The sequence below is a fragment of the Sphingopyxis yananensis genome, from assembly GCF_020687785.1.
Classification (GTDB): Bacteria; Pseudomonadota; Alphaproteobacteria; order Sphingomonadales; family Sphingomonadaceae; genus Sphingopyxis; species Sphingopyxis yananensis.
Genome location: NZ_JAJEWI010000001.1, coordinates 119,757 through 145,054 on the forward strand (window position 1 = coordinate 119,757; position 25,298 = coordinate 145,054).

Sequence of the window (25,298 nt, forward strand, 5' to 3'; positions counted from 1 at the left end):
ACGCGTTCACAGTTCGCCATCCTCTCCGTCAACATGGTCCGTGCCGGTCAGTCCGCGCGACGCGAGCAGGACCACCAGCAACAAAGCGGTGGTGGCAAAAGAAATCACAATGGCTGTCAGAACCAAGGCTTGGGGCAGCGGATCGGCGAAGGCCGATGGGTCCACCTCGGCCGATTTACCGATAATTGGCGGGGCATCCAGACGCAGCCTGCCGGATGCAATGATGAACAAATTCACGGCATAAGATAGTAACGCCAATCCTAATATGACTTGGAAGGTGCGGGGGCGGAACAACAACCACAGGCCAGAGGCTGTCAACACACCAATGGCAAGAGACAAGACGATTTCCATCAGCCGGCCTCCCCCTTGGCAGGATTGCTCGGTTCGACAGGCTTTTTCGCCCGCGGCGAGCGGATGCTTTGGTGCGCGATGGCAATCAGCATCAGCACGGTTGTTCCGACAACAACGGCAAAGACCCCAATGTCAAAGATGAGCGCGCTGGCGATGGGAATGTCCCCGATGATCGGCACGGTTAAATAATTGAAATAGGTGGTGAGGAAAGGAAAACCCGCCACAATCGCACCGACGCCGGTTAACGCTGCGCTCAGCAGTCCCAGCGAAATCCAGCGAATAGGTTGAACATTCAGGCGCGCCTCCACCCATCGGGTGCCGCCCGCCATATACAGCAGCAAAATCGCAATGGACGCGGTGATTCCCGCCGCAAAGCCTCCACCGGGTAAATCATGCCCGCGTATCAACAAATAGAGCGCCAAAGTGATGATAATCGGGAACATCCATTGCATGATAATACGGGGAACGAATAAATAATGTTCCAACGTATCGCCTTCGCTGCGATGTTCTTGTTCTTCGTCAAATTTGGACTGGCGGCGTTGCTGATGCGGGCGTTCCACGCTTTCCGGCGCGGGGCGGAAGCGGCGTAGCAACGTGAAGATCGTCAGCGCCACAATCGACAAAACCGTAATCTCGCCCAATGTATCAAAGCTGCGGAAATCGACCAAAATGACGTTGACGACATTGGTGCCGCCACCGCCCGAATAGGCATTGTCCAAGAAATAATCGGAAATCGTTGGCGGGATTGGGCGCGTCATCATGGCATAAGATAATAAGGCCATGCCCAATCCGCCCAATATCGCCAGCAGCAAATCACCGGAACGGCGCAGACGTACCGACGCAGGTATGCGCTCTTGCAGCCAAATTTCAGGTTTGCGCTGCGGCAGCCAACGCAGGCTGAGCAACAGCAGCACCAATGTGACCACCTCGACCAGCAATTGCGTCAGGCCCAAGTCCGGCGCGGACAGCCAAATAAAGGAGATGCAGGTCGCCAAACCTGATCCGCCCAGCAAAATCAGAGCCACCAAACGGTGGAACTTTGCCTGCCATGCCGCGCCAATGGCGCACAAGCCGCCGATGACCCATAGCAAGGCAAAAATTGGGTCGATCAATGTATCCGGCTCTGGCCCTCGGCTATATCCCATAAATAGGAAAGGCGTCAGCGCCATACAGAGCGCCGTGGCGATGAGTAGGCGAAGCTGTGTTTGCAATTTGGCGGTGCCCGTAACGCTGTGCAAAGCCCGCGCCGCATCGACCACGGCAGCCAGTACCGCTTCAAAGGTGCGTCGGGCCTTCAGGCGGCCAACAATCGGGCTTTCCTCGACGGCATTAAGGCGTGCGCCGAATTTTTTATAAGCAAGGGCACCACCCGCCAGCGCCATTAAGCTCATGACCAAAGGCGCGTTAAATCCGTGCCAGATCGCCAAGCTGAACTCCGGCATTTGATCGCCTAGTACCGAATGCGCCGCCATGCGCAGCACGGGGCCAATGGTGATGGCGGGCAAGATACCGACCAGCAAACAGGCAATCACCAGAATTTCAATCGGCAAGCGCATCCAATGCGGGGCCTCATGGGGCTGGCGGGGCAGGTTGGTCGGCGGCGGGCCAAAGAAGGTTTGATGAATGAAGCGGATGGAATAAAAAACGCTAAAACCGCTGGCGATGGTCGCAGCGACGGGCAGGATGAGGTCAATCAACGTTCCGCTTTGGGCGTCCAAGGCTTCGGCCAAAAACATTTCTTTGGAAATAAAGCCGTTCAGCAAGGGGACGCCAGCCATAGCGGCGGCCGCGACCATGGCTAGTGTTGCGGTGATGGGCATATAGCGCGCCAACCCCGACAATAATCGCAGGTCGCGCGTTCCAGTTTCATGGTCGATGATACCGGTTGCCATGAAAAGCGATGCCTTGAATGTCGCATGGTTCATGGTGTGGAAAATGGCCGCGACACAGGCCAAGGGGCTGCTGAGGCCCAACAATAGGGTGATCAAGCCCAAATGGCTGATTGTTGAATAGGCCAGCAGGCCTTTCATATCCTGTTGGAAAATTGCCACCCATGCCCCGATCACCAAGGTCGCGAGACCCGCTGAGGTCACAATGACATACCATTCGGTGGTCCCCGCCAGCGCGGGCCACAGCAGGATCATCAAGAATATGCCCGCCTTGACCATCGTTGCTGAGTGCAAGTAGGCCGATACCGGTGTCGGGGCTGCCATGGCGTGCGGCAACCAAAAATGAAACGGGAATTGCGCGCTTTTTGTGAAGGCACCCAGCAAGATAAAGATCAGCGCCGGAACATAGGCATCATGGGCGCGGATGATGGCACCCGATTGCAGAACCGTGTCGACATCATAGCTTCCGGCAATACGGCCCAACAACAAAATGCCGACCAGCAAGCATACACCGCCAAAGCCCGTGACGATAAACGCCATTCGTGCGCCGTCACGCGCGCCTTGGTTGTGGTGCCAATATCCGATCAGCAAAAAGGAAAAGATGCTGGTTAATTCCCAGAAAAATGCCAGTTGGATCAAGTTTCCAGACAGGACAACACCCAACATGGACCCCATAAATGCCTGTAAAAAAGCAAAGAAACGCGGGACGGGATCTTGGGGTGACATATAATAGCGGGCATAAAGAATGACCAATGCCCCGATGCCCAGCACCATTGTGGCGAACATCCACGTAAAGCCATCAAGGCGCAGCGAAAAATTCAGACCCAGCGATGGCAGCCATTCGCCAAGATAGCGCAATTTTTCGCCGTTTAAGACATTTTGGAAATGGGTCGCCAATAGCAAGGCAGACGCAACCGCTAATAATCCAGCAATCGACGAAGCCGCATTTCGAGCGCGAGATGGCAGAAAAGCCGCGATAAGACTGCCCAGAAAGGGAAGGGCGAGTGCTATCAATAAAAGCGGGCTGTTCTGCATCGCTGCGGGGGTTCTCCATGGGTTAAGCTTGCGGGGTGAGCCAAGCCCTTATGGAAAGGTGGGGCGCATCGGGCAACCCACCGCAGAATTTTTTTCGCCCGTCTGGCAAATATTCCCTTCAAAACTACGGGTCGTTGGCATGAACTGTACCGGACATCATTGGGGCATCGCTGTATCTCATCCCAATATATCTCGCCGCAAGATCGACCAAGCCATGGTGAAATGCCGAGGGCCTGAGCATCAGGCAGTTTTTTTGCGTCCGCTTATTAGCCAAAGGAAAAAGCGGAATGAGGCACGGAAAAATTGCGTTTCACAATTGCAATTGCAAATCGTTCTCGATATGGGCGCTCCATAGCCGATAAAGTCTGAAGGTCCAATGCACGCAACGCTTCCTCCGAAAAAGACCAAGAAAGCCGCCAAAGCCTTTTGGCTGAAGCAATTGCATACATGGCATTGGGTTAGCTCGGCTATATGCTTGATTGGCTTGTTGCTGTTTACCATCACGGGTTTCACCCTGAACCATGCTGCTGACATCGAAGGACAATCCCAGTCCGCCGAAGTCAGCGTGCAATTGCCGCCGGTGCTCTTATCCAAATTGGCCGAGGCCGCGCCGCAATCCGAAAAGGCTGTATTGCCCATGCCGGTTGCGGCATGGCTTGAGGATAATTTGCCTCTGCGCGCGCGCGGCGAAGCGGAATGGTCGGATAGCGAAGTCTATCTGCCTGCTCCCCGCCCAGGCGGCGATGCTTGGGTGACGATTGATCGGGAAAGTGGTGCGGTTGTCGGCGAAATTTCCAGCCGTGGGACCATCGCTTATCTGAATGACCTGCACAAAGGTCGCAACAGCGGAACGGCATGGTCATGGTTTATAGATATTTTTGCCGCAGCATCACTGGTTTTTGCGATCACCGGTTTGTTTTTGCTGCAACTTCATGCCGCCAAACGCAAAAGCACATGGCCCTTAGTGGCTTTGGGCTTGGCCATCCCGGCGGCCATTGCGATCATCTTCATTCATTAAGGAAAGACACAGCATGACCATGAAATCTCGTGCTTTGCTGATCGGTGGAACCGCCGGTTTGGGAAGTGTTTTTGCTGCGCCCGTCATGGCGGCGGCCCCCACTACCATGGATGTCACGGTTAATATTCCGCGTCTGACAGTGGCGGAATATCACCGTCCCTATGTGGCGTTTTGGGTGGAGAAGCAGGGCGAGGCGCCAAAGACCGTCGCGGTTTGGTATGATTTTGACATGAAGGCCAATGAAGGCACCAAATGGCTGCGCGATATGCGCCAATGGTGGCGGGTTTCGGGCCGGTCGATGACCTTCCCCGCACGCGGTGTCAGCAGCGCGACCCGCGCACCAGGTTCGCACAAAATTTCCTTCACGCGCGCGCAATTGGGCGCGACTGCACCGGGGGCTTATGTGCTGGTGGTTGAGGCTGCACGCGAAGTGGGCGGACGCGAATTGCTGCGGATCCCCTTCACCTGGCCTGCCCGAGCCGGAAGTGGTGGCAATGCCCAAGGTCAAAGCGAATTGGGCCTTGTGTCCGTGGCCTTCCGTTAATCGCCATCAGCGCATTTCATCGCATATCAGATATATGTCGGATCAAGAGGGATAAGTCATGAAAAAGGGAATTTTGGGGCTCGCCATGACGGCAGCGATTGTCGCATTGACCGTTCAACCAGCCCAAGCGCACCGCCAATGGATGTTGCCATCGTCCACGACCCTGTCTGGCGATGATGTATGGGTAACGGTCGATGCAGCCGTGTCCAACGATGTTTTCTATTTTCAACACCAGCCCCTGCGCCTTGATGGTGTCAAAGCCATTGCGCCCGACGGCGTCGAAGCGGAACTGAAGAATAAAGCGACGGGCCGCTATCGCAGCACGTTCGACCTGCAATTGGACAAGCGCGGCACGTGGCGCATCGCGTCGATGATGGAAAGCGTATCGGGCACTTATATGCTGAATGGCAAGGAAGAGCGCCTGCCACGCGGCGTCACCACGGCTACATTGGCTGAGCGTATTCCAGCGGGCGCGACGGATGTGAAAACCGGCGTCTCGGTTAATCGCAACGAAACCTATGTGACGGTGGGTGAGCCATCGCTGGATGTTTTCAAGCTGGAAAATAAGGGCATCGAATTTGTGCCCGTCACCCATCCCAATGATTTGGTGAACGGCGAAGCCGCAACATTCAAGTTTCTGCTGGACGGCAAGCCAGTTGCGGGATTGAATGTCACCGTCATTCCGGGCGGTATTCGCTACCGTAACGATCTGGGACAACAGGATTTGAAAACCGATGCCGAAGGCAAGGTGACGATCAACTGGACCATGGCTGGCATGTATTGGATTAATGTCACCACGCCGCGCGCCGAAGGGGCTGCTCCGGCGCCCAGCCGTGCATCCTATGTCGGAACCTTTGAGGTCAGCGAACTCTGAGCAACGACCGAATTTTGATACCGCGGGCGTTGACGCCCGCGGCATTTGCCCAGCGTAACCCCGCCGCCATAGTGGAAAGCCATGTCGGTGATACGATGGGGACCAGTTGGTCGCTGCACGGCGTCGCAGCAGGCTTTGATATGCGCGCTGTGGCCGAGGCTGGCTTTGCCCGCGTGATTTCCCAAATGAGCCAGTGGGATGCGCAATCGACCCTGGCCCAATTTAACCGCGCCCGTGCTGGCGATTGGTTTCCCATCCCCGCTGAATTTCTACATGTTATCATGGCCGCGCAGCAGATTGGCAGGGCAAGCGGCGGCGCATTTCACCCAGCCTTGGGGGAATGGAGCGAGGCATGGGGTTTTGGCACAGCCGCGATAGATGGCAAGCCGCAAGCCGTTCAACGCCCACTTGTGCCGATTAACGCCATTGGCCTAGACCCACAAACATCGTCCATTTCGCGCCAACAGGGGGCTTTGCTCGACTTATCCGGCATCGCTAAAGGCTTTGCGGTGGACCTCGTCGCAGAGCATCTGCTGGCCCGCGGCATGCGCCATTTCCTGATTGAAATTGGCGGAGAACTGCGCGGGGAGGGGATTGAACCCAGCGGCCAACCTTGGTGGGTGGACATTGAAATGCCGCCGACCAGCAATGTCGCCCCATATCGGGTCGCGCTGCACGATATATCCATTGCGACATCGGGCAATTACCGCCGAGGGATTGTGATCGATCATCAGCATTATAGCCACAGCTTTGACCCGCGCACGGGCATGCCCATCGCTCATGGCACATCGTCGGTGACGGTCTTGCACCGTAGCTGCATGATGGCCGATGGTTGGGCAACCGCCTTCACGGTGATGAAAGCGGCAGAAGCGATGAAACTGGCCGCGCAATTGGATATTGCTTTGTGCATTGTTGCGGGCGACCGAGAATGGACCAGCCCGGCTTGGCGAGCGATGTTGGATTAAAGGCAGGGCCAAGCAGCCTTAGCGCCGCCGTTCCAACCACCAGCTTTGCCGCCAGCCATAGGTGCTGGATATGGCCTCGCCAGCAGCATTGGTAGCAGGGCGGAAGCGAAATCTTTGTTCAATTAACTTGCAAGTTATTTGGTCTAAGTCGCTATCACCACTTGATTTTGTGACGCGGCATGACGTCACACGGCCTGTTGGCGTGATGGTAAAACGTGCCTCCACCTCTCCCCCGCGCTGGGCGCTGGAACTGCTGCGGGGGTAATCGCGATCTTGGATGGTGCCGCTCTGCCAGACGGGGCGTGTCCCGCCGCCGGTGCCCATACCCGATCCGCCCGCACCAGTCCCATGACCCTGGCCGGCAGCGCCCGTTCCTGCGCCTAGTGTCGGCGTTGCGCCCGACTGATGCTCGCTGCCGCTTCCGGCGATGGGTGCCGCTGGAACGGTGGGGGTCTGCGGGGGAATGACCGCTTTGGGAGCTACTATAGATGCGGCTTTTGATGTGATATTCGGCGCGCCCGCCTTGCTAGCGGCTTTTTGGTATGGCACCTCGGCGGGTATAGACGGAGGTTCGGGCGGCGGGGGCGCGTCGATATTCACCACCTTCATATAATCGCTGACCTTTTTCAGCGTGTCGACATTCAGACCCCATATGAGCCATGACACCATGGCCGCACATACCGCCACGGTCATGGCGGCGGCGGCCATATGGTCTTTCCGGTTCAAGGATGCGCGATATGCCATATCCGATCTATGCCCGTCTTGGCTGTGGTCCCGCGAAATGCGGAAGGCTCATCCTCGTTTATAGAAACTCTTCTAACGTAGAGATGAACCGCTCAAATTGGTCATGGTGCAGCCAATGGCCCGCATTTTCAAATTCGATGACTTTGGCGGTTTTGAAATATTCTATTCGGCCATCGCGTTCGGGGTTGGATGCCCAGCTATCTGCGCCATATAATAGCAAGGTCGGGCAAGTGATGGCCCCCCACAGGTCATGCAAGTCGGCTTGGGCAACATCATTATTTGGCCAGATATTAAGGTGATTGTCGAACTTCCAGCTCCAACTGCCATCTTCGTTCCGGCTGATGCCATGAATGGATAAATGGCGCGCCTGTTCTTCGGTCAAATAGGCATTTTCCGCCATCATCCGCGCCAGCGCGTCCTCAAAACTCGCATAGCGGCGCGGGGTGCGCCCAGCAGCTTGGCGTTTGTCCAAGATCCAGCCACGGAAATGCTCCGCATAGCTTTTCTTAGCTCGCTCTTCGAGGACTTTGGGCGATGGTCCAAGCCCCTCAATCGCCACAATATTTTTAACATTTTCAGGATATAGGCCGGTGTAACGCAGCGCGATATTGCCGCCCATGGAATGGGCCACAATCGACACCGGCCCCAAATCCAATTGGTGGATCAATTGGGCCAGATCATAAATATAAGATTGCATGTCATAATTGCCGTCGGCGGCCCAGCTACTGTCACCATGTCCGCGCCAATCGGGGGCAATGATGTGGAACCGATCACGCAGCCTTTGCGCCGTCCAGTCCCAGTTGCGGCAATGGTCGCGGCCACCGTGGATCAACAATAATGGCGGCGCACCGGCATTTCCCCAATCCATATAATGCAGCTTCATCCGCTGCGAAATATAGCTGTTTGACGTGGGACCAGTGCTTGCCATTTTGCCATCCTTGTTGTTTCTATCCGTTTCAAAAGGCCACGGATTGTCGTTTCGTCAAGAGCAGCGCGTCCCGATGCCCCACAACCGATATGATAATAATGAATGGGAGAGAGTTGGAAATGAATACATTTCGTGAAAATTTATTGGCCGGAAAAAATGCATTCATTGCGGGTGGAACCAGTGGAATCAATCTGGGCATCGCCAAGAAATTTGCTGAATATGGCGCAAAGGTCGCTGTGGTGGGGCGCAATCCCGAAAAGGCCGCCCATGCGGCGCAGGAAATTGGCCATGATGCCATGGGCCTGTCCGCCGATGTTCGCGATTATGACGCGATTCGCTGTGCCATGGAAAATGTCGCCTCTGCCTTTGGTTCGCTGGACATTGTGATATCGGGCGCGGCGGGCAATTTTCTGGCCCCCGTCAATGGCATGTCGGCCAATGCCTTTCGCACGGTGATTGATATTGACCTGAACGGCACCTTCAACGTCTTTCGCGGATGCCATGATCTGCTGAACAAGCCGGGGGCATCGTTGATCGCCATTTCGGCGGGGCAGGCGGTGAATGCTTCCGCTCTTCAGGCTCATGCTTGCGCGGCCAAGGCAGGGATTAACCAGTTGATCCGCGTTTTGGCCTTGGAATGGGGACCAGAGGTACGGGTGAATGGTATTTCCCCGGGGCCCATCGCCGACACCGAAGGCATGAAGCGCTTGGCACCGGACCCTGCGGCGCGGGATGCTCATTATGCGCGTATCGCCATGAAGCGGTGGGGCTTGATTGATGAAGTTGCGGATTCGGCGCTGTTCCTCTGCTCACCGGCCGCTAGCTATATTACCGGCACAATTTTGGATTGTGATGGCGGCAGTCAAATCGGCGATGCGTCCCGCATCGATCTGTCGCGCGGGATGGCATGACGACGCGGCTCAATTTCCAAGCTCGGCGCAATATGCGTTGCTTTGAATAGATATTAAAAAACCCGCCGTCTCATAGAGAGGGCGGGTTTTTAAAATGGTGGGCGTAGCAAGGATTGAACTTGCGACCCCTACGATGTCAACATAGTGCTCTACCACTGAGCTATACGCCCAACCGTTGGGGTGACGCCGCCTCTAATGGGGGTGATAGATTCTGGCAAGCCCTTCTTTTGCAATCTTTTCAAAAAAATGACTTATTGCAGCGTCGACCGGTGTTTTGTGGAAAAAAGCATGTCCACTTCGCGGATCAAATCTTTCAGATGAAATGGTTTGGACAGCAATTTGGCCTGCGGCATGCTTTCTTCTGCGCGAAGCGATACCGCCGCAAAGCCGGTAATGAACATGACTTGGGTATGGGGGGCGACTTTGGCGCTATGCTGAGCCAGTTCAATGCCGTCCATCTCGGGCATCACAATGTCGGTCAGCAGCAAATCAAAAATTCCGCTTTCGATATGGGGCAGGGCGGCGGTGCCGCGATCAACGGCCGTGACCACATAGCCAGCACGGCTGAGGGCGCGGGTCAGATATTCCCGCATCACATCGTCATCTTCGGCCAGTAAAATTTGTGTCATATGCTTGTACCCCAAGGCAAGCTGACGTTTGGCCCAAATGGCCGGTGCGACAGCATGTTATTAGTTTATTGTTTTTAGGCGGTATTCAAAAGTTCATGATCCCTGAGTGACGCATTTAATTTCGGTTCCACTGGATTTGTGGTCGGAATTTTGTCACCCATGTAACATGTCGCCTCAGAGCATTTCCTTTGCCCCTGTCACTGTCAATCGCGCTGCGGTGCCTTCGCCCGTGATTGTCTCAATTCCGCACGCTGGGCGAATTTATCCGCAAGAAATATTGGATGAGGCGCGTGTTCCGCAGACGGTTCTTGAACAATTTGAGGACCGATGGAGCGATTTAATCGCGCGAAAGGCGCAGACCGAAGGGGCGACGATCGTCACCGCTCGATATGCACGCGCCGTCGCCGACTGTAACCGGGCGGAACTGCAAATGGCATCGACCGACGTCGCGAACGACCTCAGGGGTCAGATGAACGCTGTTGGCGTGAAGGAGCGAGCGGGCTTGGGGGTCGTTCCCACGCGGCTTGGCACGGCGGGGGTGTTGTGGCGGCGCCCAATTGACCGTGCATCATGGGAACGGCGCTTAAATATGATCCATCGCCCCTATCATCGTGCGATTGATCAAGAAATAACATGCGCCCTGCATCTGCACGGATATGCGGTGCTGATCGACTTACATTCTATGCCGAGCATTTCAGCGAATCGGGTTGGTCATGGGCAGAAATTGATCGTCGGGGACTTGTTTGGCGCGAGCGGCGCGGATTGGTTAACGGGTGCTGCCATCGAAATGGGGCAGCATATGGGCCTGTCGGTGGGCTTAAACCGTCCCTATGCGGGCGGGTATATCTTGGAACGACACGCGGCCCCCAAGCGGCATATTTATGGGGTGCAGTTGGAATGGGATCGTTCCTTATATCTGACCCCCCATGGTGATCCCTGTATTACCGCATTGATAGAATTGGAAAAATTTTTTTCGGACTTTGCCGCCTTGGTCTCCATGGGCGATCCTCGTCATTACCCTATGAATGTTGCGGCCGAATAAAGACCGCAAAAAAAAACCACCCCATGCGTGCATGAGGTGGCCAGGGTCCAGGGAGGACGCATCTTTGCCAGCAAAGGCAGAGATACTGCCGCGATGGTAAAGGGGGGAAACCACAGCGGCGATTTAGAATTTAGGGGCGCGGTAGGCGACTTACAAGAAGAAGTGCTGCAAAAATGGCACATAAAAGAAAATAATTCAGAATCGGGCAGTTTGTTTCGGATGCAATCCGACGCTTTTCGCCATGCTCCTCCCTGCGATACCGATGGTTAGCGACGAAAGTTGAGGGTGGTCGCTGCCGACTTGGCTAAGAAAGTTTTTAGCAAATTTAACATTTTGATCCGTGTTTCTAGCCAATTTGAACATAAATGACTAAATTTACGCTAGTAAAAAGTAATCAAGTTGCTAACGCCTGTTTCAGGAACATTTGCTGCTATCGTGCAGTAAGGTGGCCTTTTTACAAGCCGGGGGGCAGAATATGGATACGAGGCAAAGGCTTCGAAAGTTAATCGAACAAAGTGATACGCTTACATTTGTGAGTGTGTCGGTCCGCGCAGGCTTGTCTGACAGTGCGGTTCATAAATATTGCACGGGCCGTACCCAAAGCATGACGACCGATAATCTGCAAAAAGTTGCGGTTGCTGCTGGCGTGTCGCTGCGATGGCTTTTGTTTGGCGAAGAAGCGTCGCCTGTCATGGAATTGTTTGAGCGTATCCCAGAATCCCGCCGTCAACAGGCCATTGAATTGCTGGAAAGCATGGCCGATGTCGCGCCCATCGCCGCAATTGATGGTTTGAAGGGCGATGTGGTTGTGCCGGTGACCCCGCAATCCTATGTGTCCAGTCCAAGTGCAAACAAGCGCAATGGTGCGCTTGCGTGATTGGCAGGCGCTAAGCGCAGTAACGATTTTTGGTGGCGCGATACCGAGTATCGCGCCATTTTCATTGAGCCAATTCAGATTTTGTCAATCGTCGTGGGTGGATCAGCGTGAGTTGACAGCGGGCACAGCTAATCCGGTGCCGCCGATGGCCCCACTGGTTGATGGATCGCTAACGGTGACTTGATGGAGAAGGTTGGGCGCACGGTCGCACGGTGACGATCCATTTGCGCGCCGATATCTCGGACCTTTCTGCGTCGTCAGACCTTGCCAATTTGGGGGCCGCTTTGGCTGTGGCAGAGCAGATTATTCTAGAAATAGAAGGGCATTGCCCCAGCGTTTCCCTGCCATTTGAGAGCAGTCAATAGAGGGATTTTCTAGATGAATTTCTTTAGTAGATCAGCTTGTTAAGTTGGTCGGGGAAAGAGGATTCGAACCTCCGGCCCCTGCCTCCCGAAGACAGTGCTCTACCAGGCTGAGCTATTCCCCGACCGATGCTGGCGCCTTAGTCTGTGCTTTGGCGCCGAGGCAGGGCTGCCGTTTAGGCGGGGCGTATATGAACTGCAAGACGGAAAGTGGCGCGGAGGTGCAAATTATTGTGTCACAGCAATCCGGCGCGCTGAAAGCTATAATGGCCATTCTTCACAAAAATCAGATGATCACCCAAGCGGATACCCAATAGGTCCAGCATGATTGCAGCGCGCAATGTGGTCTGTCGGTCGCCGCCGCTGGGCCACGCAATGCCGGAGGGGTGATTGTGGGCCATGACGACGCTTCGAACCTCGTTCCCCAATATATTGCGCCACAATGATAGTGGTATGATGCAATGAAGGCGGGACTGACTGTTGGCTTGCTGCATGCGGACCAATCGCCCCATGGCGTCAAAGGCCAGCAGCAGAAATAGTTCATGATCGTCCTGAAAATAAGGGCGAATCAGATCATGAGCGATGCTGTTTTCTTGATCGCGCTCGATGAAACCCAAGCTTTTCGGGCTGGCGCTGTTTGCTATGGCGGAGGCTGGTGTGGACATCGCTTCGCCTTGCGCTCAACATGCGCACGGCCCAAGCAGGGATTGCGCCATATCGGAGGAATTGGCATCGGGTTCGATGCGCTGCTTGTGCCATTTTGATGGTGCGTGACGATCTTATTGATTGAATTTTCTGGAGGTTTCTTTGTCTCAGCTGGTCCATTACGAAGATCAATATTTGGATCTCATGCGTCGCATTTGGAACGAAGGGGACGAACGACGGGACCGAACAGGCGTGGGGACGCGCTCGCTTTTCGGGGAAACTATGCGTTTTTCGCTGCGGGATGATTCGATTCCGTTGCTGACGACAAAGCGTGTTTATTGGAAGACGGCCCTGCGCGAAATGCTGTGGTTCTTGAGCGGAGACACCAATATTCGCCCGCTGCTTCAGCAGGGTGTGCGGATTTGGACCGAATGGCCTCATCAAAAATATCGTGCCGAAACCGATGATGATATGTCCTTGGCTGATTTTGAACAAAATATTGTCAATGATGCAGAGTTTGCGCGGAAATGGGGTGATTTGGGCCCTGTTTATGGTGCGCAATGGGTGAATTGGCCGCGATATGAAGATGCGGGGCAGGGATTATTCCGTCGTTCCGATCAAGGATATAATCAAATTGTCGAATTGATTTCGTCGCTACGAACCAACCCTGCATCGCGCCGTCACATTTTTACGGGTTGGAATGTCGCGGAATTATCGCAAATGGCTTTGCCGCCTTGTCATATGACATATCAATTTCATGTGCAGAGCGATGGCGGGCTATCATGTCTGTTGTTCCAGCGGTCTTGCGACCTTGGGCTGGGTTTTGCGTTTAATATATTCGAGGCGGCGTTGCTGACGCGAATGATCGCAGACCAAACGGGCCTGCACGCCCATGAATTGGTGTGGACTGGCGGCGATGTTCATTTGTATCTCAACCATGCCGAATTGGTGGAGGAGCAATTGAAACGAACCCCTTCAGGCGCCCCGAAAATGCGCATAATCCGCAAAGCGGATGATATATTCTCATATCAATTCAGCGATTTTGTGGTTGAAGATTATAATCCGCTTCAACATATCGCTGCTCCTGTTGCGATCTGATTTTGCTATATTGTCATATAAGATAGGTTGAAATATTATGTCCTAGTATTGAAATATAACTGTTTGCGCGTTGATTCGCGTTGGAGTGGAAACCTATGGCTGACGACCCGCCCCGCGCGGCACATAATTTGCCGCCGCTGTCCTTGCATGTTCCGGAACCGCGCTATCGTCCGGGCGACACGCCAGATTTTGGGGATATCGACGTCCCGCCCGTGGGCGCGATGGTAAGGCCGTCCGAAGCGGCAAAACCGGATGATATTCGGGACCTATCATATGGTCTGATTCGGGTTTTGGATTTTGATGGTCGGGCGTCCGGGTCATGGAACCCGCATTTGTCGCCTGATCGCTTATTGCAGATGCTCCGCTCTATGATGCTGCTGCGCGCATTTGATAATCGGATGTTTCGGGCCCAGCGTCAGGGGAAAACCAGCTTTTATATGAAGGCGACGGGCGAGGAAGCGACGAGCGTTGCTTCGACCATGGCGCTGGACCGTGCGGACATGTGCTTTCCCAGCTATCGCCAGCAAGGCATTTTGATCACACGCGGATATCCCATCATTCAGATGATGAACCAAATCTACTCCAATCGCGGCGATCATCTGCTCGGTCGTCAATTGCCGATTATGTATAGCGCGCCAGAATGCGGTTTTTTTAGCGTTTCTGGAAATTTAACGACGCAATATCCGCAGGCTGTGGGCTGGGCGATGGCATCGGCATCACGCGGCGATAACCGTATTGCGACGGCATGGTGCGGCGAAGGATCGTCGGCGGAAGGTGACTTCCACTCTGCCATGATATTTGCGGCCGTTTATAATGCACCGGTCATCTTTAATATCATCAACAATCAATGGGCCATCTCCAGCTTCTCGGGATTTGCGGGGGCCGAGCGCACAACCTTTGCGGCGCGCGCTATTGGTTATGGCATTGCTGGTCTGCGCGTTGATGGCAATGACGCTTTGGCTGTTTACGCCGCCACGGCATGGGCAGCGGAACGGGCGCGTACCAACCAAGGGCCAACCTTGATTGAGCATTTTACCTACCGCGCTGAAGGGCATAGCACATCCGATGACCCCAGTGCTTATCGCGCAGCAGAAGAAGCGTCCGCTTGGCCGCTCGGTGACCCGATTGCGCGATTGCGCCAGCATCTAGAAGAAATCGGGGCATGGGATGCGGATCGCCATCAGGCGCTATATGCTGAGCTAGAAGATTTGGTAAAGTCGAACCAGAAACAATCAGAAAAGCTTGGTATTTTGGGGCATGGCATGCACCAGCCATTTGAAAGCATGTTCGACGACGTGTTCGAAGAGTTGCCGTGGCACCTGAAAGAACAGCGCGAGCAAATGCTGGCAGAGCGTGTAGCGAAATTCGGGCCAGATTGGACACCAGCATGACGGGCGATACGATGCGAACGATGAACATGATCGAAGCGATCAACAGCGCCATGGACGTCATGTTGGAACGCGACAAAAATGTCGTGGTGATGGGTGAGGATGTCGGCTATTTTGGCGGCGTTTTTCGCGCAACGGCGGGCTTGCAAACAAAGCACGGAAAAACCCGCGTTTTCGATACGCCGATTAACGAATGCGGCATTATTGGCGTCGCCATTGGTATGGGCGCTTATGGCTTGCGTCCGGTGCCGGAAATTCAATTTGCGGACTATATCTATCCGGGCCTAGACCAGTTGGTCAGTGAGGCGGCGCGCCTTCGTTACCGCTCCGCGGCCGATTTCATTTGTCCGATGACGGTCCGCACGCCTTTTGGCGGCGGCATTTTCGGTGGGCAGACGCACAGCCAATCCCCCGAAAGCATCATGACGCATATTTGCGGTGTCAAAACGGTGATCCCGTCCAGTCCTTATGACGCCAAGGGGTTGCTGATTGCCGCCATCGAAGACAATGATCCGGTGGTCTTTCTGGAACCGAAACGCATTTATAATGGGCCATTTAGCGGCTATTATGATCGTCCTGTCGAACCTTGGTCGCGGCACCGCGAAGCAGAAGTGCCAGAGGGTTATTATAAGATCGCGTTGGGCAAGGCCGCAACCGTTCGCGCGGGCGAGGCGCTGACCATATTGACCTATGGTGCGATGGTGCATGTCACGAAAACCGTCATAGAGGAAATGGGCGTGGACGCCGAAATCCTTGACCTGCGGTCACTGTTGCCTTTGGATATTGAGGCGATTGAACGTTCGGTGCAAAAAACCGGCCGCTGCCTGATTGTCCATGAAGCGACACGAACTTCCGGTTTCGGTGCCGAACTGGCGGCATTGGTGCAGGAACGATGCTTCTATCATTTGGAGGCGCCCGTTGAGCGGGCCACTGGTTTTGACACACCCTATCCGCACAGTCTGGAGTGGGCTTATTTTCCAGGCCCCATTCGTATCGCGACTGCAGTTAAAAAGATTTTGAAGGACTGATTCTATGGGTCTGTATTCCTTTCGCCTTCCGGATATCGGTGAAGGCATCGCTGAAGCAGAAATCGTCACTTGGCATGTCGCCGTGGGTGACGTGATTAACGAAGATAGTCCATTGGCCGACATGATGACCGACAAGGCCACTGTTGAAATGGAATCCCCTGTGACGGGTGTGGTTGTTGAATTGGCGGGCGAGGTTGGGGACATGATCCCTATCGGCTCCACCCTCGCGGTTATTCGTGTGGAGGGTGCGGATGGGACGGATGACGCGGAAAGTGATCAGCGCTCCGAAACAGCTGCTGAAACGAGCGCGGTGATATCCGATGCCGAAATGATATCGGCACCACAGGCCGCGCCAGCGCAGGACGCTCATGCGGTTGAAATAGTGGCCAAGGGAGAAACTACGGCAGAAGCTGTTCCCATCCCTGCAGCAGTCCATACAGAGGGTGAGCGCGCGCAAGCCGCGATTGGGGCCGTGCGCCATGTTCTGGCGTCACCAGCCGTGCGGGCGCGTGCCAAGGATTTGGGGGTCGATCTGAGCCAAGTGAAGGCCGAGGGCGACCGCATTCGGCATGCTGATTTGGATGCCTTTCTGCGTTATGGCAGCGGGCAGGGCTATCATGCCCCGCAAACAGCAGCTCCTCGCGCAGATAATCCCATTAAAGTGATTGGGATGCGACGGAAAATTGCCGAGAATATGGCCGCGTCCAAGCGGGCTATTCCGCATTTCACCTATGTCGAAGAAATCGACGTCACGGCACTGGAGGCGCTGCGCGCGGATTTAAACGATGTGCGCGGCGATCGTCCCAAGCTGACGATGTTGCCCTTTTTAATTGCTGCCATTTGCCGCACCGTCGCCGATTTCCCGATGATCAACGCCCGTTATGATGATGAAGGCGGTGTTGTCACCCAATATGGCGCTGTGCATTTGGGCATGGCGACGCAGACGGACGGGGGCCTGATGGTGCCGGTGATCCGCGATGCGCAGGCCCAAAATATATGGCAGTTGGCCAATGAAATCCGGCGGTTGTCCGATGCTGCGCGCAATGGAAAAATTGCACCGCAGGAAATGGGCGGGGGCACATTGACCATCACTTCATTGGGGCCGCTTGGCGGAATTGCCACCACGCCCGTTATCAATCGTCCCGAAGTGGCGATCATCGGGCCAAATAAGATCGTTGAACGGCCCATATTTGTCACCAACGCGCAAGGCGTGGAGGAAATTCGCAAAGCCAAGTTGATGAACTTGTCCATTAGCTGCGATCACCGTGTGGTGGATGGTTGGGACGCGGCCAGCTTTGTGCAGGCACTAAAGCGGCTGATCGAAAAGCCAGTCCAGCTTTTCTCCTTGTGATGCGTTACCGATCACCGTGCTGATAAACTATGTCGGCATGACCCGATGAAATGATGGGCGCGCGGAAGGGGGCAATTTCTTTCGCGCGCTCTTCTTTTTCGCGCGCCCTTCTTTGCGCCAAATCACTATTATCCTAGCATGAAATGGGGTGTCGGTTTATTAGGACGGCAGTTCCAATGAGGGGAGTGGTGCGTGGGCGATCCAACCGGTCTTGATCAACAAGATGCACCATCGCGCGATTCGTTGGCACAAATTGCGGATGATGACCTGCGGCGTGACCGATTGCTGGCGGCTTTGGCGCTGACTGTTGGGGCTGCATTTTGTATCGCTTTGCCCTTTGCCTTAAAGGCGGGGCAAGAGTTTTTCATGCCGTTGACGGCGGCACTGGTCATCTCGGTCGCCTTGGTGCCATTGCTCGAATGGCTGGAACGCCGCCGTTTGCCCTCTGCGCTCGCGGCCTTTGTTGCTACCTTCGCCTTTCTGATGCTGACCAACGTTGCACTGGCCGTGATTGTTGTACCAGCGACGGACTGGTTTGCGATGATCCCCAGTTCGATACCACGCATTCAAAATAATCTGGCACCGCTGATTGATTTTTACGCGTCACTGCAAGACTTCGTTGAAAAGACATTGTTTTTTGTCGCTAGCGGGACAGAGGCTACCGCACAGGCTGTGGCAGCCACCACGCCGTCTTCAATCATTGATTATGCAATCTCCACGGCTCCGGCGGCGGCCATTCAATTATTTTTCGCTATATTGGTGATCTTTTTCTTTTTGGCGGGTTGGACGCGTCTGCGCAAAAGCACCATCCGGCGGCGCGGCAGCTTTGATGGCGCGATGCAGACGGCGCGCATGATCCAAAATGTGGTCGACGTCACCGCCAATTATTTGGCGATCATCACCTTTATCAACGCGATTCTGGGCTTGATCGTCGCGTTATTATTGTGGGCGTTGGGGATGCCATCGCCGTTCATGTGGGGCGGTATTGTTACGCTGTGTAACTTTGTGCCTTATTTGGGGCCGATTGTCGCATCCGTGCTGTTGGGACTGGGCGGATTAATGACCTTTGATGCGGTGGGCTATGCGATGTTGCCCGCCCTGATTTTCATTTCGGTTCATCTGGTCGAAGCGAATATACTGACCCCGACGATATTGGGACGCCGTCTGACCATCAATCCGCTGTTGATTCTGGTATCTCTCAGTTTTTGGGGCTGGGTGTGGGGAACCGCAGGGGCCTTGTTGGCGGTTCCGTTGTTGTTGATTATGCAAACAATATTACGGTCGACAGGAACGCCGGATTTCGCGGGTTTTCTGTTCGAGCGCGGCACCTTGACCGGTAAGGATTTCGACCGCGATCAGTTGAAAGATACGGATTTTTGAAACTCCTGATTGACAGGGCGCAAGCCTCAGCATAGATGCGCCCTACCACAGCGAAAGCGGGTGTAGCTCAGTTGGTTAGAGCGCCGGCCTGTCACGCCGGAGGTCGCGGGTTCGAGTCCCGTCACTCGCGCCATTCTTTGAACAAGAATGGCGCACTCCTGTTCCGATTTCGCTGGTTTAATCCTCATCTATACATTCTCAGATTGGCCTTGGCGGCCCGTCACTTGCTTCTGCGTGGGCGAGGGATTTGCGCATGAGGGCGGCAGATTTTTCGGGCTAAGTGTCCGGTATCTAAATATTTTTCAAAAAATGCTTTTGCTCCGTTGACAGATGAAGCGTCCCCCCCTAGAGGCCTGTTTACCGCAAACAAAGCGGGTGTAGCTCAGTTGGTTAGAGCGCCGGCCTGTCACGCCGGAGGTCGCGGGTTCGAGTCCCGTCACTCGCGCCACTCCTTGAAATGCAAGTGAGTTGGCGCAGCGCAGAAGCGCATTCTTCTACATCTCATACGCTATATATCGTAAAGCCTGATCGGATGATTTCTGGGCCTATTCTTGCCTGTGTTACCGGAATTTTTTCTTTTCTTTGCAAGGGCATTTTCCGCTGTTGACAGATGTTGTGCCCGCCCCTAGAGGCCTGTTTACCGCAAACAAAGCGGGTGTAGCTCAGTTGGTTAGAGCGCCGGCCTGTCACGCCGGAGGTCGCGGGTTCGAGTCCCGTCACTCGCGCCACTCCTTCTTGGAAGGGTGGCGATTGTTATTTGCTCGGACAATTCCCAAAAATTTTTGATAAATTGCTGTCAGCTAGTTTATGCGTCTTTTGCGGGCATAGGTGGGCGGCGGGTTTCGGTTGCTATGATGGTGGCGCTGGCGTTTAACGCCAGCGCCCCAATTCCATCCAGCGAAGCAATGGCTTCAGCGGCATGATCCACAAAACACCTGTTATCAAATAGAAAAGCGCTTGAACCAAAATGGGCCATTCACCGACCCATGGCGACAGGCTGCCAATCGCCACGGCCCAAATGACGATCAGCGCGAGGATCATGAAAATTCCAGCGGGCTTGCGCCAGCTTGGTTGTGGCTGTTCTTGGTTCATGTCGTTCGTTCCCCGCAGTCTATATATTCTTGTTCGGTCAGGATCGCGTCTAGGCGCATGTCGGTGCTTTCGCAGGCGATTTGATCCACTTCTTGAATGGACCATGCGATTCCGATGCGTAAGGCATTTGGATTTTTTGCAAAATATCGATCATAATGGCCGCCGCCTTGGCCCAAGCGCCCGCCCGAGCGGTCAAAGCCCAGCAACGGGCATAATAGGATATCGGGTGTCGTGGCTGTGCTGTCTGGGCTGGGCTGCGGCGTCCGCCATGGCCCTTTTTCTAGGGCGTCACCGATGTTCCACAGCCGAAAGCTCATATGCTCGTCGCGCGCCGCGTGAAAGGGCATGGCCAGCCGGCCAAGCGGCACAAATTCGCGCATCAGCGGCAGAATATCTGGTTCGCCGTTCGTTGCGGCATAAGCACTGACAATGGGGTCGCCGCTGTTTATCACGTCATAAAGCGGTGCGGGCAGGGTGCGAAAGGCTGTCAGGGCCGCCATGCCGTCCAGATTGGCGGTGAAATGGTGCCGCCGAAAACGCAGCCGTTCCCGCAATCGGGCTTTTTCGGCCAAGATGCCGTCCATATCGCTTTCGCTCTCCATCCCGTCGCTGTGCGCGCTTGCGCCGCGGCTGTCCAGATGATTGCTGCCAATTGCGGGATTATCCCTGTTGGTCGGCCAAATAGGCCGGAGGGAAGCGATGTGTGCGCGGACTGGATGGGGAAAGGGTGGCGGGACCACTATGGGTCGTTTTCCGGAAGATCCTCTGACGCCAGTAACGTCAGGTGGGCGCCATGTACGTCGGGCCAGGGCCCGGGCAGGGACAGCTCCCGTGGATAGATGTATCGCCTCAGGGATTTTCGCAGCGGCTCGTGCCGAGCAGTTCCCGCCTCCCTCTATGTAGGCGGGATGGCCCCATAGCTCAAGGGCTTAGATGTGGGCGGCGTCGATATTGTCGGGCGGAGCCTTGATCCTGACAGGATTTTCGCACGCGGCTGTTCAGGTTAAGGATTGAAACTTGTCGGCCAAAGCCTCAACACGGTCCGCCAAGGCCGATAAAATCTGTGCAGGGATGGGCGGCGTGGCTGGTGCCCCGTCATTCTCTGCGTTTGCTGCGCTTGCTGCGTTTGCGGCGCGGACTTCGGCCAAGGCTTGGGTCGCGGCCTCGGCTTGCTCGGCGGCGTTGTCTGCGGCCACTTCCGCTTCGGTCAGGGCGACATGAGCGGCCTGAAGCGCGGCTTGGGTGTCGGCCAATTGCTGAACCTGTGTAATGCTTTGCTCGCGCAGACGCTGTGCTTCTTGGGTCATGGCAGCCAAATCCGCCGCCAATTTTTGCTCTTGCGCTTCGGCTTGGGCCAATTTGCTGCGCAATTCATCCTGTTCTGGGGAATTTTTCGGGATGCCAGCACGGGCTTCTTTTAATTCATCCGCCAAAAAGAGAGCGGAGAAAAGCAATTGCCGAATTTCCGTCGTTCCAACAGCGCCGGCGGCTTTTTCATCCACCATTGCCGCTAGGGTCAGCAATTGTTGTTCCTGACCGTCCGAACAGTGGACATCATAATGGCGGCCAGCAATGTTCAAACGGACGTCAGCCATTTTCAGCCTCCGATATCAGGCGGTCTAATTCGGCGATTACAGCGACCACTTCTTGGCGAAGTAGCGCCGAATCTTCGGGGGACGGTGTTGCAGCAGTGTTCGCGCCGGAAATTCCAAGCGGCAATTCGGGCGCGCGACTCGCCAGCAGAGATAATGTATCTTCCATGCGGCTTAGGGCGCGTTCAATCCGGCTGATGGCCAGGCTGGATTCATCGATGTCGAGTTCCATATTGATCGCCTAGCAGCGAGTTGGACCCTAAGCAATCATCTGAAACACAAGATATGGGCGCTTTTTATCAAATCTGGTGCCACAGAAGGTTGACTCCTGTCCCTATCACGCCAAAGGGCTGTCGCAACGAACGGGTGCCTCCCGCGCGGCGGCACCTTTATGCAGCCCAGCCTATGACCGGGGGAATTATGACACTGCCCGAACGCCAGCTCGCTAATGCGATCCGCGCTCTTGCTATGGACGCCGTCCAAGCCGCCAACAGCGGACATCCAGGTATGCCGATGGGCATGGCCGATGTCGCCACTGTGTTATATTCGGATTATTTGAAATTTGATCCGACCCAGCCGAAATGGGCCGACCGCGATCGTTTTATTCTGTCGGCGGGCCATGGTTCGATGCTGGCCTATGCCACATTGCATCTGGCGGGCTATGCGCGTCCGACCATCGACGACATTAAGAATTTCCGTCAATTGACCAGCCCTTGCGCTGGCCATCCCGAGAATTTCGAGCTGGAAGGCGTCGAAACCACCACCGGTCCGCTGGGGCAGGGCATTGCCACCGCCGTTGGTATGGCGATGGCCGAACGGCATTTGAACGCGACCTATGGCGATGATCTGGTCGATCACCGCACATGGGTAATCGCGGGCGATGGCTGCTTGATGGAAGGCATCAACCACGAAGCCATTGGTCTGGCAGGTCACCTTGGCCTTGGCCGTTTGATCGTGCTGTGGGACGATAACCGCATCACCATCGATGGTTCGACCGACCTGTCGACCAGCGAAGATGTGCAAGCCCGTTACCGCGCCACCAATTGGCATGTTGTGGCCTGCGATGGTCATGACGCTGCGGACATCCGCCGCGCGATTGACGAAGCTTTGGCGGATCCGCGTCCGTCGTTGGTCGCTTGCCGCACGGTTATTGGCTATGGTTCGCCCAACAAGCAGGGTACATCGGCAACCCACGGCGCGCCTTTGGGCGCCGATGAAATCGCTGCGACGCGCAGCGAATTGGGTTGGACGTTCGAAGCCTTTGTGGTGCCTGCGGATGTGCAGGCCGCTTGGGCTGGCTTTGGTGAACGCGGCAAGGCTGCGCACGCCGAATGGAAAGCTCGTTTGGCATCGGCTGACCAAAAGGCGGCCTTTGAAGCTCAGCTTTCGGGTGATGTAACCCCTGGTGAAAATTTCAAAGCCTATCTGGCGGATATCACCGCGAACAAGCCCAATGTGGCAACGCGCAAAGCATCGGAAAATGCGCTGGGTGCATTGACCGCCGATATCGCATCGATGATTGGCGGCAGCGCCGATTTGACCGGTTCGAACAACACCAAAACCAAATCAACCGCGCCATTCAGCAAGGATGATTATTCGGGCCGCTATGTCTATTATGGCATTCGCGAATTTGGCATGTCGGCGGCGATGAATGGTATGGCGCTGCATGGCGGCATCATTCCATATGGCGGCACCTTCTTGGTGTTCTCGGACTATTGCCGCGGCGCGATCCGTCTGTCGGCTTTGCAGCAGCAGCGCGTTGTCTATGTGATGACACACGACAGCATTGGCTTGGGCGAAGATGGCCCAACCCACCAGCCCATCGAGCATATCCAATCGCTGCGTGCGATGCCGAACCTGTTGGTGATGCGTCCCGCCGATGCGGTGGAAACGGCGGAATGCTGGGCGATTGCGCTGGAACAAAAAGATCGTCCGACCTTGCTGGCTTTGACCCGTCAGAACCTGCCTGCCTTCCGCGATGACGCCCGCGTGAACCTGTCGGTCAAGGGTGCTTACCGCGTTAAAACGGCCGATGCTGCCCGCAAGGTCGTGTTGCTCGGCACTGGGTCGGAAGTGTCGCTGGCCCGCGAAGTCGCAGACAAGCTGGAAGCCGCTGGCATTGGCGCGGATGTGGTGTCGATGGTATCGACCGAATTGTTCGACGAACAAAGCGGCGAATATCAAGCCGATATCCTGCCGCGTGATGCGCTGATCGTTTCTATCGAAGCGGGCACGACCTTTGGTTGGGAACGTTATACGGGTCGTGACGGTCTGCGCTTCGGCATCGACAGCTTTGGTGCGTCGGCCCCGATTGATGATCTTTATCGTCATTTCGGCCTGACCGCTGACCAAATTGCACCCAAAATCTTGGCCAAGGTCGGCGCATAAGCCGGCCTTTGCCTCCCACTCCTTCATTGACCCACTCTTTCATCAAGAGGACAGAATAACATGGCAGTAAAAGTCGCAATTAACGGTTTCGGTCGCATTGGCCGCTTGGTGGCACGCGCAATTTTGGAACGCCCCGATTGCGGTCTGGAATTGGTCGCCATCAACGATTTGGCTGATGCCAAGGCCAATGCTTTGCTGTTCAAGCGCGACAGCGTTCACGGCGCATTCCCTGGCGACGTATCGGCAGACGGCGATGTGCTGACGATCAACGGCAAGCAAATCCGCGTCACCAAGGAACGCGATCCTGCGAACCTGCCGCATGGCGAATTGGGCGTGGATATTGCTTTGGAATGCACCGGCTTCTTTACCGACCGTGACAGCGCACAAAAGCATCTGAACGCTGGCGCCAAGCGCGTTCTGATCTCGGCTCCTGCCAAGGGCGTGGATCTGACCGTTGTTTATGGTGTGAACCATGACAAGCTGACTGCAGAACACACAATCGTGTCGAACGCTTCGTGCACCACCAACTGCTTGGCTCCGGTTGCCAAGGTGCTGAACGACGCCATCGGTATCGAACGCGGCCTGATGACCACGGTTCATGCCTATACCAACGACCAAAAAATCCTCGACCAAATCCACACGGATGACCGCCGCGCCCGCGCTGCTGGCATGTCGATGATCCCAACCACCACCGGCGCAGCCCGCGCTGTTGGCGAAGTGCTGCCCGAATTGAAGGGCAAGCTGGACGGTTCGGCTATCCGCGTTCCCACCCCGAACGTCAGCTTGGTTGACCTGACCTTCACGCCAGCTCGCGATACCAGCGTGGAAGAAGTGAACAAGCTGCTGAAGGATGCTTCGGAAGGCGCGCTGAAGGGCGTGTTGGATTATTCGGACGAGCCGCTGGTTTCGATCGACTATAACCATTGCCCAGCGTCGTCGACCATCGACAGCTTGGAAACCACCGTGCTGGAAGGCAAGCTGGTTCGCGTGGTGAGCTGGTATGACAATGAATGGGGTTTCTCGAACCGCATGGTTGATACCGCTGGCGTGATCGGCAAGCTGCTCTAAGATCAGCAAGACTATCGGTGTTGCCCTCTGGCGCTTTTGGCGTCGGAGGGCATCGCCATATCAGGAATAGCTCCGGCTTTCGGGAAACGGATGAAGATA

24 protein-coding genes and 5 tRNA genes are annotated in these 25,298 nt (G+C 55.4%); 17 read left to right on the top strand and 12 right to left on the bottom strand.

Annotation, left to right across the window (positions count from 1 at the left end; all coding sequences use genetic code 11):
- Positions 1 to 6: 6 nt before the first annotated feature.
- Both LKO31_RS00570 and LKO31_RS00575 read right to left on the bottom strand, forming a co-directional pair.
- Positions 7 to 351, bottom strand: a complete 345-nt coding sequence (locus tag LKO31_RS00570; RefSeq protein ID WP_227688139.1) for a Na+/H+ antiporter subunit C — start codon at positions 349 to 351, stop codon at positions 7 to 9.
- Positions 351 to 3,275, bottom strand: coding sequence for a monovalent cation/H+ antiporter subunit A (locus tag LKO31_RS00575; RefSeq protein WP_227688140.1), 2,925 nt, complete (start codon positions 3,273 to 3,275; stop codon positions 351 to 353). Before LKO31_RS00575 ends, LKO31_RS00570 begins: the two co-directional genes overlap by 1 nt.
- Positions 3,276 to 3,651: 376 nt before the next feature.
- Between LKO31_RS00575 and LKO31_RS00580 the strand changes: the two genes are divergently transcribed.
- Genes LKO31_RS00580 through LKO31_RS00595 form a run of 4 tightly spaced genes read left to right on the top strand, consistent with a single transcriptional unit; the run spans position 3,652 to position 6,676 of the window.
- Positions 3,652 to 4,293: a PepSY-associated TM helix domain-containing protein gene (locus tag LKO31_RS00580; RefSeq protein ID WP_227688141.1), complete on the top strand. Its 642-nt coding sequence runs from the start codon at positions 3,652 to 3,654 to the stop codon at positions 4,291 to 4,293.
- Positions 4,294 to 4,306: 13 nt separating this feature from the next.
- Positions 4,307 to 4,837, top strand: coding sequence for a DUF2271 domain-containing protein (locus LKO31_RS00585; RefSeq protein WP_227688142.1), 531 nt, complete (start codon positions 4,307 to 4,309; stop codon positions 4,835 to 4,837).
- Positions 4,838 to 4,895: 58 nt separating this feature from the next.
- Positions 4,896 to 5,711: a DUF4198 domain-containing protein gene (locus LKO31_RS00590; protein WP_227688143.1), complete on the top strand. Its 816-nt coding sequence runs from the start codon at positions 4,896 to 4,898 to the stop codon at positions 5,709 to 5,711.
- 29 nt (positions 5,712 to 5,740) lie between these two features.
- Positions 5,741 to 6,676, top strand: a complete 936-nt coding sequence (locus LKO31_RS00595; RefSeq protein WP_227688144.1) for an FAD:protein FMN transferase — start codon at positions 5,741 to 5,743, stop codon at positions 6,674 to 6,676.
- Between the two features lie 18 nt (positions 6,677 to 6,694).
- On the opposite strand, the gene LKO31_RS00600 is transcribed toward LKO31_RS00595, so the two are convergent.
- Both LKO31_RS00600 and LKO31_RS00605 read right to left on the bottom strand, forming a co-directional pair.
- Positions 6,695 to 7,420, bottom strand: a complete 726-nt coding sequence (locus tag LKO31_RS00600) for an energy transducer TonB (protein ID WP_227688145.1) — start codon at positions 7,418 to 7,420, stop codon at positions 6,695 to 6,697.
- Between the two features lie 58 nt (positions 7,421 to 7,478).
- Positions 7,479 to 8,348, bottom strand: coding sequence for an alpha/beta fold hydrolase (locus LKO31_RS00605; RefSeq protein WP_227688146.1), 870 nt, complete (start codon positions 8,346 to 8,348; stop codon positions 7,479 to 7,481).
- A gap of 119 nt (positions 8,349 to 8,467) precedes the next feature.
- Here LKO31_RS00605 and LKO31_RS00610 point away from each other — a divergent pair, with 119 nt between their 5' ends.
- Positions 8,468 to 9,259, top strand: a complete 792-nt coding sequence (locus LKO31_RS00610; protein WP_227688147.1) for an SDR family oxidoreductase — start codon at positions 8,468 to 8,470, stop codon at positions 9,257 to 9,259.
- A 95-nt stretch (positions 9,260 to 9,354) separates the two neighbouring features.
- Here the strand turns inward: LKO31_RS00610 and LKO31_RS00615 are convergent.
- A tRNA-Val gene (locus LKO31_RS00615) sits at positions 9,355 to 9,429 on the bottom strand.
- A gap of 81 nt (positions 9,430 to 9,510) precedes the next feature.
- A complete protein-coding gene (gene cpdR / locus LKO31_RS00620) occupies positions 9,511 to 9,888 on the bottom strand; it encodes a cell cycle two-component system response regulator CpdR (RefSeq protein WP_227688148.1) in 378 nt (125 codons plus the stop codon).
- A gap of 106 nt (positions 9,889 to 9,994) precedes the next feature.
- On the opposite strand from cpdR, the gene LKO31_RS00625 reads away from it, so the two are divergent.
- On the top strand, positions 9,995 to 10,930 hold the full coding sequence (locus LKO31_RS00625; protein WP_227688149.1) for an N-formylglutamate amidohydrolase: 936 nt from the start codon (positions 9,995 to 9,997) through the stop codon (positions 10,928 to 10,930).
- Between the two features lie 532 nt (positions 10,931 to 11,462).
- On the top strand, positions 11,463 to 11,807 hold the full coding sequence (locus LKO31_RS00630) for a hypothetical protein (protein WP_227688150.1): 345 nt from the start codon (positions 11,463 to 11,465) through the stop codon (positions 11,805 to 11,807).
- A gap of 410 nt (positions 11,808 to 12,217) precedes the next feature.
- On the opposite strand, the gene LKO31_RS00635 is transcribed toward LKO31_RS00630, so the two are convergent.
- Both LKO31_RS00635 and LKO31_RS00640 read right to left on the bottom strand, forming a co-directional pair.
- Positions 12,218 to 12,294 (bottom strand) — tRNA-Pro (locus tag LKO31_RS00635).
- A gap of 111 nt (positions 12,295 to 12,405) precedes the next feature.
- Positions 12,406 to 12,834, bottom strand: coding sequence for a JAB domain-containing protein (locus LKO31_RS00640; protein ID WP_227688151.1), 429 nt, complete (start codon positions 12,832 to 12,834; stop codon positions 12,406 to 12,408).
- 142 nt (positions 12,835 to 12,976) lie between these two features.
- Here LKO31_RS00640 and thyA point away from each other — a divergent pair, with 142 nt between their 5' ends.
- The 8 genes from thyA to LKO31_RS00680 all read left to right on the top strand — a co-directional run bounded on the left by thyA (position 12,977) and on the right by LKO31_RS00680 (position 19,787).
- A complete protein-coding gene (gene thyA / locus LKO31_RS00645; protein WP_265104490.1) occupies positions 12,977 to 13,912 on the top strand; it encodes a thymidylate synthase in 936 nt (311 codons plus the stop codon).
- Between the two features lie 95 nt (positions 13,913 to 14,007).
- Positions 14,008 to 15,303 carry a 3-methyl-2-oxobutanoate dehydrogenase (2-methylpropanoyl-transferring) subunit alpha gene (locus LKO31_RS00650; protein ID WP_227688152.1) on the top strand — a complete coding sequence of 432 codons (1,296 nt, stop codon included), beginning with the start codon at positions 14,008 to 14,010 and terminating at the stop codon, positions 15,301 to 15,303.
- Complete coding sequence (locus LKO31_RS00655) at positions 15,300 to 16,328, top strand: alpha-ketoacid dehydrogenase subunit beta (protein ID WP_227688153.1); 1,029 nt, start codon at positions 15,300 to 15,302, stop codon at positions 16,326 to 16,328. The genes LKO31_RS00650 and LKO31_RS00655 overlap by 4 nt, the downstream gene beginning before the upstream one ends.
- A gap of 4 nt (positions 16,329 to 16,332) precedes the next feature.
- Positions 16,333 to 17,679 carry a dihydrolipoamide acetyltransferase family protein gene (locus LKO31_RS00660; RefSeq protein ID WP_227688154.1) on the top strand — a complete coding sequence of 449 codons (1,347 nt, stop codon included), beginning with the start codon at positions 16,333 to 16,335 and terminating at the stop codon, positions 17,677 to 17,679.
- Positions 17,680 to 17,922: 243 nt separating this feature from the next.
- A complete protein-coding gene (locus LKO31_RS00665) occupies positions 17,923 to 19,059 on the top strand; it encodes an AI-2E family transporter (RefSeq protein WP_227688287.1) in 1,137 nt (378 codons plus the stop codon).
- A 56-nt stretch (positions 19,060 to 19,115) separates the two neighbouring features.
- A tRNA-Asp gene (locus tag LKO31_RS00670) sits at positions 19,116 to 19,192 on the top strand.
- 238 nt (positions 19,193 to 19,430) lie between these two features.
- Positions 19,431 to 19,507 (top strand) — tRNA-Asp (locus LKO31_RS00675).
- Between the two features lie 203 nt (positions 19,508 to 19,710).
- Positions 19,711 to 19,787, top strand: a tRNA-Asp gene (locus tag LKO31_RS00680).
- A 142-nt stretch (positions 19,788 to 19,929) separates the two neighbouring features.
- Here the strand turns inward: LKO31_RS00680 and LKO31_RS00685 are convergent.
- From LKO31_RS00685 to LKO31_RS00700, 4 genes are all read right to left on the bottom strand, one after another.
- Complete coding sequence (locus LKO31_RS00685) at positions 19,930 to 20,151, bottom strand: DUF2842 domain-containing protein (RefSeq protein ID WP_227688155.1); 222 nt, start codon at positions 20,149 to 20,151, stop codon at positions 19,930 to 19,932.
- A complete protein-coding gene (locus LKO31_RS00690) occupies positions 20,148 to 20,753 on the bottom strand; it encodes a 5-formyltetrahydrofolate cyclo-ligase (protein WP_227688156.1) in 606 nt (201 codons plus the stop codon). The genes LKO31_RS00685 and LKO31_RS00690 overlap by 4 nt, the downstream gene beginning before the upstream one ends.
- A 396-nt stretch (positions 20,754 to 21,149) precedes the next feature.
- Positions 21,150 to 21,746, bottom strand: a complete 597-nt coding sequence (zapA, locus tag LKO31_RS00695; RefSeq protein WP_227688157.1) for a cell division protein ZapA — start codon at positions 21,744 to 21,746, stop codon at positions 21,150 to 21,152.
- Positions 21,739 to 21,975 (bottom strand): hypothetical protein, encoded by a 237-nt coding sequence (locus tag LKO31_RS00700; RefSeq protein WP_227688158.1) that lies wholly within the window; start codon positions 21,973 to 21,975, stop codon positions 21,739 to 21,741. The genes zapA and LKO31_RS00700 overlap by 8 nt, the downstream gene beginning before the upstream one ends.
- A gap of 188 nt (positions 21,976 to 22,163) precedes the next feature.
- Between LKO31_RS00700 and tkt the strand changes: the two genes are divergently transcribed.
- Both tkt and gap read left to right on the top strand, forming a co-directional pair.
- Positions 22,164 to 24,131: a transketolase gene (gene tkt / locus LKO31_RS00705; RefSeq protein ID WP_227688288.1), complete on the top strand. Its 1,968-nt coding sequence runs from the start codon at positions 22,164 to 22,166 to the stop codon at positions 24,129 to 24,131.
- Positions 24,132 to 24,191: 60 nt separating this feature from the next.
- A complete protein-coding gene (gap, locus tag LKO31_RS00710) occupies positions 24,192 to 25,199 on the top strand; it encodes a type I glyceraldehyde-3-phosphate dehydrogenase (protein ID WP_227688159.1) in 1,008 nt (335 codons plus the stop codon).
- Positions 25,200 to 25,298 lie beyond the last annotated feature (99 nt).